This is a genomic window from Agromyces sp. NPDC127015 (genome assembly GCF_042725165.1).
GTDB classification, from domain to species: Bacteria; Actinomycetota; Actinomycetes; order Actinomycetales; family Microbacteriaceae; genus Agromyces; species Agromyces chromiiresistens.
The window spans coordinates 38211-47576 of the sequence record NZ_JBHXDI010000007.1 but is presented as its reverse complement, the minus strand read 5'-3'; the positions used below and the strand labels follow the sequence as shown (position 1 = coordinate 47576).

The window sequence follows — 9366 nt, the reverse complement described above, 5'->3', positions numbered from 1 at the left end:
CCGACGGCTCCTGAGGCTGGTTCGCCGACGGCTCCTGAGGCTGGTTCGCCGACGGCTCCTGAGGCTGGTTCGCCGACGGCTCCTGAGGCTGGTTCGCCGACGGCTCCTGAGGCTGGTTCGCCGACGGCTCCTGAGGCTGGTTCGCCGACGGCTCCTGAGGCTGGTTCGCCGACGGCTCCTGAGGCTGGTTCACCCACGGCTCCTGAGGCCGCTGCGCCGACGGCTCCCGAGGCCGCTGCGCCGACGGCTCCCGAGGCCGCTGCGCCGGCTTCGCCCGAGAGCGCGTCGCCGGAGGCTCCTGAAGCCGGCACCCCTGCGGCGGCCGCATCCGGAACGTCGACCTCGGCGCCGACGTCGGGTGCGACGGCCCCGGCCGACGTCGATGTCGACATCGAGTTGACCGATGTGCCCACGCAGCTCGACGGCGACTCGGTCGCGGCCGAGGTCGGGTCGTCGAAGGACGGCGACGCCGAGGCATCCCCCGAGTCGAATGAGCTCACGCTGGAAGACGTGGCTCCGGTGGCGGGCGCGGGCGCCGCAGCGGCGGGGGCCGCCGCCCTGCTCAGCAAGCCCTCGATCCTGCCGACGAACCTGTTCGGCGGCTCGGGCACCGCAACGCCCACGACGTCGTCGGCCGCCGGTGCCGGAGCGGGCGGTGCGACGCCGGCCACTCCTGCGGCACCCGCCGGCGCCCAGCCGGGCACTCCTGGCGGCACCGCGGCGGGCGACGGCTCGACGCCGCAGCAGCCGGCCAACGGCACCGGTGACGGCTCGAGCGCCGACTCGAACCAGCCGTCGGGCAACCACTCCGACCGTACGCTCGCGGAGATCGATCAGGCCCTCGCGCAGATCAACCCGCACTACGACCCGTCCGACCCTGCCAACGGGTACGCCACGAACTGCGGCAACACCTCGTCGAACCTCAACGACTTCCTCAACGGGACGTCGTCGGCGGAAGCCACGACCGGCACGCTCGACATCTCGCAGATGGAGGCGCGCACCGGCAACCCGCAGACGCCGATGACGCCGGCCCAGATCGACGCCACGCTGCGCGACATGGGTCCCGGGTCGCACTGCGTGGTCGGCATCGACCGCTCCACCGGCGACGGTCACTGGTTCAATGCGTACTTCGACGGCACCACGGTGTGGTCGCTCGACGCGCAGACCGGCAGCCGCTCGCCGTGGCCGCCGAACGAGCCGAGCGCGACGACCTGGGACGCGTCGATCCAGCCCGAGCACGTCACCAACCCCGACGGGTCGAAGCCGAACGCGAAGCCCGACGCGTCGACGCCCAGTGCGCCGGACGCGACGACGCCGAGTGCGCCGAGCGCGACGACGCCGAGTGCGCCTGCTGCACCGACGGCGCCGCCCGCCCCGAGCACGCCGGCCGCGACCGCGCCCCACTCGGGAGCACCGGCACCGGCATCGCCGGTCGCGACGACCCCGGAGGCCACGGCGTCCACCACCCCCGCAGGCTCGGAGGGTACGTCCTCCGGGACGGATGGCGACGGCGGTGACCGGAGCGGTTCCGGGTTCACGAGTCAGGCGACCGTGTCGCCGACGCACCCGTCGGATGGCTCGGCGGGGCCGGGCACGACGTACAACGGCTACAACATCCCCGATCTGACGCCCGAGATCCGGAGCCAGCTGACCGCCCTCGCGGCGCAGCCGAACTCGCCGATCGTCGCGAACGACGATGGCTCGTTCTCGCTGAAGAACGCGATCACGGTCGACGCGTTCAACCGGAAGGACCCGAATCTTCCGAAGAACCCGAACCATGACTGGGCCGAGTTCCAGCGCCAGGTCGGTCTGCAGCAGCAGGGGCTGAACGACCTGACGGTGTCGGAGTGGCAGCACAACATCAACTTCTACGACCGCGAGAACCGGGTCGCGCAGGACCTGCAGAAGTCGGCGTTGAAGACGTTGACCGCCAACGGCGTACGTGTGACCTACCCGACGCCCGCGGTGCTGCACGGCCCCGATCAGATCGCGGGCGGCCGGGCCGACCGTTTCGATGGCGCGGGTCACTCACCGATCAACAGCGCGCTCGGTGCCGGGTGGCCGGGCCGTCGTCTCGACGACCTGCGTGCGGATGTCGCGGGTGCTGTGCGGAAGATCGATCCGGCGCTGCGCGCGCACATCAAGCTGAACGTCCAGCTCGGTGCGCACAATCTCGAGACCGGTGTCTCGGCCACGCAGGCGACCCTGACCTCCGCGAAGCCGGTGACGTCGGGGCCGGCTCCGGCGCCGGGAGCCGCAGGTTCGGGGGCGCAGGCCGGCTCGGCCCCGGCAGCGCCGGGCTCGTCCGCCGCGAGCCCGGCTCCGGCGCCCGCCGCCGCGGCGACCGCGCCGGCTGCGAGCACGTCGACCGCTGCGACTCCGGGTGCGTCGACGGGCGCAACGGGCGGCGCGAACGCGACCTCGGTGTCGCGTGCCGGTGCCGGCGGCACCACGAGCGGTGCGGACGCGGGTGCGACGCGGGCGGCCGCGGTCGGTTCTGCCGATGGTGCAGGCAGCCCGTCGGCGTCGACCGGCACACCGTGGACCCCCGAGATGGGCGACCCGGTGCTGTCCGGCGCCGATCACGGCCCCAGCTGGGAGCGCGTCCCCGACCATGCGTCGACGAGTCCCGTCGACCCGAACTACGGCGACGTGCGCAACCCGGGCGAGAGCGGCCACCTGGCCGACCCGTTCGCCCACCCGGGAACGGTCCCCTCGGAGATCTCGCATCTCATCACCGACCCGGAGGCGCCGTACGGCCGTGGGGACGACGGCACGCCGTACACGCGTGACGAGTGGGAGAGCCGCTACACCAACGCGCAGGGTCGTCCGGTCTACCCGGGCAACCACGGTGCGAACCCCGACACGTTCGTCGAATACTCGGGCCCCGACGCGCTCGACGCGTTCGTCCGCGACTACGGCGACGAGCTCGACCGGATGGGTGGCCCGTACGGAGACTTCCTCTCCTTCCCCGGCACCCCGTTCGAGGCGCGGTCGCTGCCGCCGAGCAACTTGAGCGATCCGTACTCGATCTACCGGTTCGGCGACTCACTTCCGGCGGGCACCCGTATCGAGGTCTCCGAGATCGCGCCGGCGTTCGGGCGCGACGGCGGCGGACTGCAGGTCCGGATCCTCGACTCGGACGGCAATGCGCTCACGGTCGACCAGATGATCTCCGACGGCACCCTCGTGCGGACGGATGTCGACGGCGCTTCGGGAACGTACTCGGACCCGCGGTCGCCGATGTCGCCGGAGGATGCCGCGGGGCGGCCGATCCCGACCCCGCACCCGACTCCGGCGGAATCGTCCGACGTTCCGGCCGCGCCAGAACTGTCGCGAAACGGGTCGGCGACCCCGCCGACCGGTGCGACCGGGCCGGCGGCGACGGTCGACGCGGGCACGCCCGAGTCGACGTCGACCGACGCGGGCACGCCCGAGTCGACGTCGACCGACGCGGGCACGCCCGACTCGTCTTCAACCGATGACGGGACGCCCGACCCTGAAGCGGGCGACCCCCAGACCACCGTGGCTGAGACCACCGAGGCGGAAACCGCCGATGCTGAGACCACTGCGGCGCAGACCGGTTCGGAGACGGCTGAAGCCTCGCCCGCTGAGGACGCCGACGCGGATGCCGCATCCCAGCCGTCCCTCGCGGACCTCTGCGAGGTGAACGGAAACGGCGCTTCGCAGGCTTCGATCGACCAGGCGCGGGTGCAGGCCGAGGAACTCTTCGGTGGTCTCGCGCCCGAGAACCGTGCACTGCTCGCGGCGAATCCGGTGGCCATCGACATCATCCCCGCGGGGAAGAAGCTCACCGAGCTTGCGGAATATGCGCACCTGGCGGGCCTGCAGACCTTCGACGGTCGCCAGTGGGCCGACGTCCGGGGAATCCAGGATGTCGTGAACGGGCGGGTCAGGGTCGCCATCGGTGAGGAGGCGCTCGCAGCCGTTCCGCAGGGCTACGGGCCCGGCTTCGTCGCCGCACACGAGGGCGGTCACGGGCTGCAGCGTTCCGCACTGACGCCCGATCAGGTGAACACCCTCGCGCAGCTCCACGCCGACCGCGTCGCCGCTCAGCCGGTCGTGAACAGCGGCACCGCCGGGGGATCCGGCCACAAGGACTGGCTGGATCCCGACTGGTACTCGGCGGCGAACAAGGAGGAGTACTTCGCGAACTCCGTGGCCGCCTACCATGGTCACGCGTACAGTCCGACCGCGGCGGTGACCGCGAAGTACACGCGGGAGTGGCTGCGAGTGAACGATCCGAAGATGTTCGCTCTGATCGATGGGCTCTACGGAGCGAAGGGAGCGCAGTGAACCGGATCCAGGAAGACCCGCCCCGGTATCGGGTGTTCGCCGGTGATCGTCTCGCCCTCGAGCTGCGGGGCGAAGGCGGGATCCTCGTGAGCACGTCGACGCCACCGCCGCCGCCCGGCGCACCGCCGGTGACCCATCCGTTCGCGACGGCGACCTTCTACATGTCGGTGAACGAGGGTGAGCTCGGCAGTCTGCTCCGGGGCGCCGCCGATCTCGATTCGTTCCTCGACTCGGTTCGAGCGCTCGGGTACCGGGTCGAATCCGTGCACGAGTGAGCGGACGTCGTTCCGCCCACCCCGCCATGCCCGCGCGGTGTCGCGAAGTTCTCATAGACTGAGGCTTTTCCGAGTCACCGCCCGAGCGAACTGGAGGCCCAGTGTTGGATGCCGAGACGATGCGCTTCGTCGATGAGGCCGTTGGGTTGCCTGCCGAGGAGCTCGAGGCGGCGTTCGACCGGCTGGTCGACCTGCGCGCAGAGGGCGGCAAGGAGGCGAGCCGCGCGGCGGTTCCGTCGGCGAGCGAGAACTCGGAGCTCGATCACCGCATCCGTGCGGGGCTGCTCCCTCGGGCCGATGAGCTGGATGCCCATCTGGTGGGACTCCACTCCGATGCGCGGGCGGCGATCTCGACGACGGCCCGTGCGATCTTGAAGCGGCGGAAGCTGACGGTCGAGCAGTTCGCCGTGCTCGTCGAACCGTTCGCCGGGCGCGTCGGTCTTCCGGAACACGACGCCTGAAGCCCATGGGGAGTGCTCCCCATTCCCTCCCGCACCCCGCTGGGTAGACTTCCCGGGTGGCCGAGTGCTGACCGCCGCGGAGGCATCCGGCTCGCCCGGATCGGACACGACGAGCTGATCAGACCCAACTGAGGAAGGCGTACGCATGACGAGGTTCCGGAGTTTCGAGCCGGTCGCTCCCATTTCCGACGAAACGATCCGGGCCTACGAGGGACAGGTGCCCGCCGAGGTCACCGAGCTCTGGCGCACGGACGGCGCCGGCCTCGTCGGAGACGGCTACTTCCGCCTCGTCGATCCGGGCCGCGCCGCGCAGATGCTCGAGGGGGTCATCGGTCTGCCCGAGGCATCCACCGTGCTCTTCACGACGGCGCTGGGCGACCTGGTGGTGTATGTCAACGGGCTCTACCTCGTGTACAAGCCGCGCTGGGGGGTGATCGACCTCGTCGAGGGCGCGAGCTTCGACGAGCTGGTCGCCCTCGTCGAGGACCCGGCTCAGCGCGACGTCGCCTGGGAGTGGCAGCCGTACCCGGCCGCCCGCGACCGCGATGGCGCGCCCGGGTTCGAGCAGTGCTACGGTTTCGTTCCGTTGCTCGCGCTCGGTGGCCGGCCCGACGCGGGAAACCTGCAGCTGTCGGGCCTCTACGAGCACCTTGCGGTCATCGCGCAACTCGCCGGTCAGCCGCAGGTGCGCGCACACCTGCAGACGGCCTAGTCTTCGGCGATGGATGCCTCGGCTGAAAGGTCCGATCCGATCGTCGACTACGCCGCCGACGGGCGCGTCGTCACGTTTCCGTCGGCCGACGCGGTGCTCTCGATCGGTGACATGGAGATCCTGTACGAGATCCGCGCACGCGAGGGCGGCTTCGAACTGACGCGTCAGGCGCGGAACGAGGTCCCACGGTTGCTCGTGTCGAGCAGCGAGATGGGTCTCGTCCGGAAGTACCTGCTCATGCTGCTGAGCGTGCACGTGCGCTCGCACCTCCGGCAGCGGCCCATCCGCTTCCCGGGTTCCCCTGAATCGCTTCCGGCAGGATTCGACCTCGAGACGGGCGAGGCCGAGCAGACGCTCCGCTGGGTGTCCGACGGCGAACCGCACGCGGCGATCTTCCCGCCCGGATCGACTGCCGCATCCGAGGCGGCGAAGTTCACCTCGGTCGCACGCCGCACCGAGGAGGAGATCATCGCGTCGCTCGAGCACCCGGGCGGGCGCCCGCTGTTCCTCATACGCTGACCGCGATCCGAGGCGGAGAGCTCGCATGGGCCGAGTCGTGTTCATCGGGTGGCGTCGGTTCCGTGCCGGCTCGCGCGCTGGCGATTTCGTGTCTGAAGGCGCGACGTGCCCGAAGTGAACGTCGGTGAGACCGCCATCGAGGCCAGCGTCATCGCGGTCCGCAGTCCGCAGTCCGCTGCGAGCATGCGATCAGAGGCGCGGCGGCCGGACCGGACGCTCCGGCGCCGGCGTAGGACTGCCGGCGTTCAGACCGCGGGCGCGGGGATCAGTTCGACGCGGCGGAGCCGGTCGGCGACCACGAGGTCGCGGATGCCGACGTAGTCGTCGGCGAGCGTGAAGCGCAGGCCGCCACCCGGCTGCCCGAACCACGGCTGCACGAGCGCGGCCCGCACGAGCACGTCGCCGGCGGTGATGAAGCGGTGCAGCGCGGCGCCGTCGACCAGCGCGGTCGGCGGCAGGGCACGCGCCTCGACCGACGTGCCGCTCGGGAAGAGCTGCACGCCGTCGAGGGCACCGATGCGGTCGAGCACGAGGCCCGCCGGCAGCTCGATGAGCAACGATGTACCGTCGGCCAGTCGCGCGCGGAGCTCGTCGTAGTGCCCAGTGGCGCTCGCGGCGACCGATGCGAGGGCCGTCTCGTTCGCTCGCTCGGGCGCGGGCAGCGGCCGGGCGAGGTACTCGAGCGCACCCGCCGACGCCTCCTCGGCGGTGGGCCAGCGTCGCAGCACGACGGCCTGGCCGTAGTCGACGGTCACGAGTTCGAACCCGGATGCGGCCGGTCTGAGCACGAGCCCGCCCTGCAGCGGCTCGTCCGTCTCGCCGGGCAGCAGCAGGTCGCGCGGGCCGAGGCCGCGCTCGGCCAACGCTCGTCTCAGATCCTCGAACATGCGGTCAACGATAGCCGCTGGCGAGGGTTCGCGCCCGGGCCGGGCATGGGGAGAACTCCCCATGCACGGCGAGGCCCGCCATGCACCGGCAGAGCCCGCGTCGTCCCCGGCCACCGGGCCTGCATGGGATGCTGGATGGCATGAGACTCGAACTCGATGCGCCGAACACCGCATGGCTGCGCGTTCCGGCCGAGGCGGCGACCGACGGCGACGAGGCCGCGGTGTGGGCCGATGACGTGGTCGCGGGCTTCCTCCGTCGCCATCCCGATACGACGGCCGAACGGCTCGACGCCGTGCGCGCACTCGCCGCGGGAGCGCCGTCGCGCATCCTGCCGGGCGCGGCCGTCGGACTGCTGTACCTGCCCGGCCCCGGTGCGGCGGCGCTCGTCGTGAGCATCGGCGTCACCGAGCCGCAGCAGATCGCGGGCTCGCTCGTGCGCGCGCTGCTCGGCGATGCCGAGCTCGAGGGGCGCCCCGCCGTCGACCCGATCGAGGTCGCCGGCCTCGGCACGGGCATCGCGGTGCGCTGCCGGTTCGCGCCCCAGCCCGGCCTGCGTCCGGCTGCCGGCCTGGCCTACCTCCTGCAGGGCGATCGCGCGACCGTTCGCGTCATGGTGAGCCCCGCACCCGAGGAGCTCGTCGCGCACGCGGCGCCGTCGCTCGACTCGATCGTCCACTCGATCCGCGTCGTCGACTGACGCGAGGCCGCACCGGCCGTCCCGGCGACGCGGCCGGCGATCGGGCGTAGCCTCGAGAGATGGCCGACGACGAGCTCCGGACGCGCAACGCGTGGGTGGTCGCGAGCTTCGCGGCGGCGCTCGACCTCGCGCTCGTCGTCTGCGGCTTCGGCTTCGTGAGCCTCCTCTTCGACCTCGAAGTGGTCGGCGATCCGGCGGTCGGCATCTTCGTCGCCCCCGCGGCGGTCGCGGCATCCGTCGTGGCGGTGTTCGTGAGCCTGGGCGCTCTGCTGCGGCATCCCGAGCGCGCGGTCGTGACCGTGCTCGTGGCCACGCTCGCCTCGTGGCTCGCGTTCGTCGCGGTCGCGACGATCGGCCGGCTGCTCGGCTCGTCGGACCCCCCTGCCGAGAGCGTGCGGTTCGGTCTCGTGTTCGGGCTCGGCTGGTTCGGCCTCATCGTGCCGGCGTGCGCGTTCGTCACGGCCGCGTTCGCGGTGCTCGTCGCGCGCGGTCGGCAGGGCGGCATGGAGCGCCCGCGCTGGCCCTGGGAGCGCGACGACGAGCAGTAGGGATGCCTTGCACGGCGCGCCAGTCGTTCGCCGCCTCGGCCCGCCGCGGCGCCGCGCGCAGTATCGTGAACCCGATGGAGGGTTCGGTCGAGGCGCGCGTGAGCCACGAGGTCGACCGCTGGCTGCAATGGCTGCCGCGGTGGCGGCCGGGAACGCACCGTGCCCGGGTCCGGCTCTGCCAGCGCTGCTTCGGGTCGCCGATCATCGCGGCGGCGGGTCTCGACGTCGACGTGCCGCACCCCGTGCAGCACGCCTTCTCGATGCGCATGAAGGGCATCATCGACGACGCCGTCGACGACTACACGGCGCGCAACCTGCCGATGCTGCACCGCGAGATCCGCCTCGCGGAGGAGCGCAAGGCCAGGCGACCGTATCGGGCGGGGGAGGGGCTCGACCCCGAGTACCTCGGACTCGAGCTCGACCCCGAGCCGGTGCCCGACCAGCCGTTCCTGTTCACGCTCGGCGGTCTCGAGGCGACGGCGGCGGCCGAGGCGAACGAACCCGCACCGCGCCCCTTCACCCCGGAGGAGAAGGAGGCGCTGCGCGAGGAGGTGCGGCTCGCCGACGAGTTCGCCAAGCAGCTCGGTCGACGCATCTGCGTCGAACTCGCCCAGCACCGCTATCGCATCGGCAACGCCGTCGAACGTCTCGTCGAGCCGCAGGTCGCCGACATGCTCGCCGACCTCGACCGCGAACTCGACGCGCCGGGCTGGGCCGGGTGACCGTCGCCGGCGTCGCGCGGGCCTCATTCCGCGTTCTCCCCGTCCGCGAAGCCGGCGCCGTTTGACCGCAACGTTACGGGGCATTACCATTGATCGGGTGTGCGCGTTCACGCGCGCGCATTCGGGTGCCCGCGGACTTCTGCGGCTCACCCCCACGGCATACCCACCATCCAAGGTTCCGCAGTTCTGCGGCGCCGGCGGGTCTGATGTGAAATCCATCATCAGCT

The 9366-nt window shown here is 71.8% G+C and carries 9 protein-coding genes and 1 pseudogene; 8 read left to right on the top strand and 2 right to left on the bottom strand.

What is annotated here, in order from left to right:
- Nucleotides 1-193, bottom strand: a pseudogene (locus ACFWGP_RS18685) (hypothetical protein); the annotation flags it as partial.
- Nucleotides 194-405: 212 nt separating this feature from the next.
- Here ACFWGP_RS18685 and ACFWGP_RS18680 point away from each other — a divergent pair.
- From ACFWGP_RS18680 to ACFWGP_RS18660, 5 genes are all read left to right on the top strand, one after another.
- Nucleotides 406-4317: a glycohydrolase toxin TNT-related protein gene (locus ACFWGP_RS18680; RefSeq protein ID WP_376931544.1), complete on the top strand. Its 3912-nt coding sequence runs from the start codon at nt 406-408 to the stop codon at nt 4315-4317.
- On the top strand, nt 4314-4592 hold the full coding sequence (locus tag ACFWGP_RS18675; RefSeq protein ID WP_231430084.1) for a hypothetical protein: 279 nt from the start codon (nt 4314-4316) through the stop codon (nt 4590-4592). Before ACFWGP_RS18680 ends, ACFWGP_RS18675 begins: the two co-directional genes overlap by 4 nt.
- Before the next feature lie 119 nt (nt 4593-4711).
- The gene (locus ACFWGP_RS18670; protein ID WP_376931543.1) at nt 4712-5053 is read left to right on the top strand and encodes a hypothetical protein; all 342 of its coding nucleotides are present in this window, start codon (nt 4712-4714) and stop codon (nt 5051-5053) included.
- A 145-nt stretch (nt 5054-5198) separates the two neighbouring features.
- Nucleotides 5199-5765 carry a T6SS immunity protein Tdi1 domain-containing protein gene (locus tag ACFWGP_RS18665; RefSeq protein ID WP_376931542.1) on the top strand — a complete coding sequence of 189 codons (567 nt, stop codon included), beginning with the start codon at nt 5199-5201 and terminating at the stop codon, nt 5763-5765.
- A 9-nt stretch (nt 5766-5774) separates the two neighbouring features.
- Nucleotides 5775-6284, top strand: coding sequence for an Imm61 family immunity protein (locus ACFWGP_RS18660; protein WP_231430087.1), 510 nt, complete (start codon nt 5775-5777; stop codon nt 6282-6284).
- A 245-nt stretch (nt 6285-6529) separates the two neighbouring features.
- On the opposite strand, the gene ACFWGP_RS18655 is transcribed toward ACFWGP_RS18660, so the two are convergent.
- Nucleotides 6530-7171, bottom strand: a complete 642-nt coding sequence (locus ACFWGP_RS18655) for a TNT domain-containing protein (RefSeq protein ID WP_231430088.1) — start codon at nt 7169-7171, stop codon at nt 6530-6532.
- A 140-nt stretch (nt 7172-7311) separates the two neighbouring features.
- Between ACFWGP_RS18655 and ACFWGP_RS18650 the strand changes: the two genes are divergently transcribed.
- Genes ACFWGP_RS18650 through ACFWGP_RS18640 form a run of 3 tightly spaced genes read left to right on the top strand, consistent with a single transcriptional unit; the run spans nt 7312 to nt 9139 of the window.
- Nucleotides 7312-7869 carry a hypothetical protein gene (locus ACFWGP_RS18650; RefSeq protein ID WP_376931541.1) on the top strand — a complete coding sequence of 186 codons (558 nt, stop codon included), beginning with the start codon at nt 7312-7314 and terminating at the stop codon, nt 7867-7869.
- 59 nt (nt 7870-7928) lie between these two features.
- Entirely contained in the window at nt 7929-8417 is a 489-nt protein-coding gene (locus ACFWGP_RS18645; RefSeq protein ID WP_376931540.1) for a DUF6121 family protein, read from the top strand.
- A 2-nt stretch (nt 8418-8419) separates the two neighbouring features.
- Nucleotides 8420-9139, top strand: coding sequence for a spermidine/putrescine ABC transporter substrate-binding protein (locus tag ACFWGP_RS18640; protein WP_376931539.1), 720 nt, complete (start codon nt 8420-8422; stop codon nt 9137-9139).
- The last annotated feature ends 227 nt before the right edge of the window (nt 9140-9366 follow it).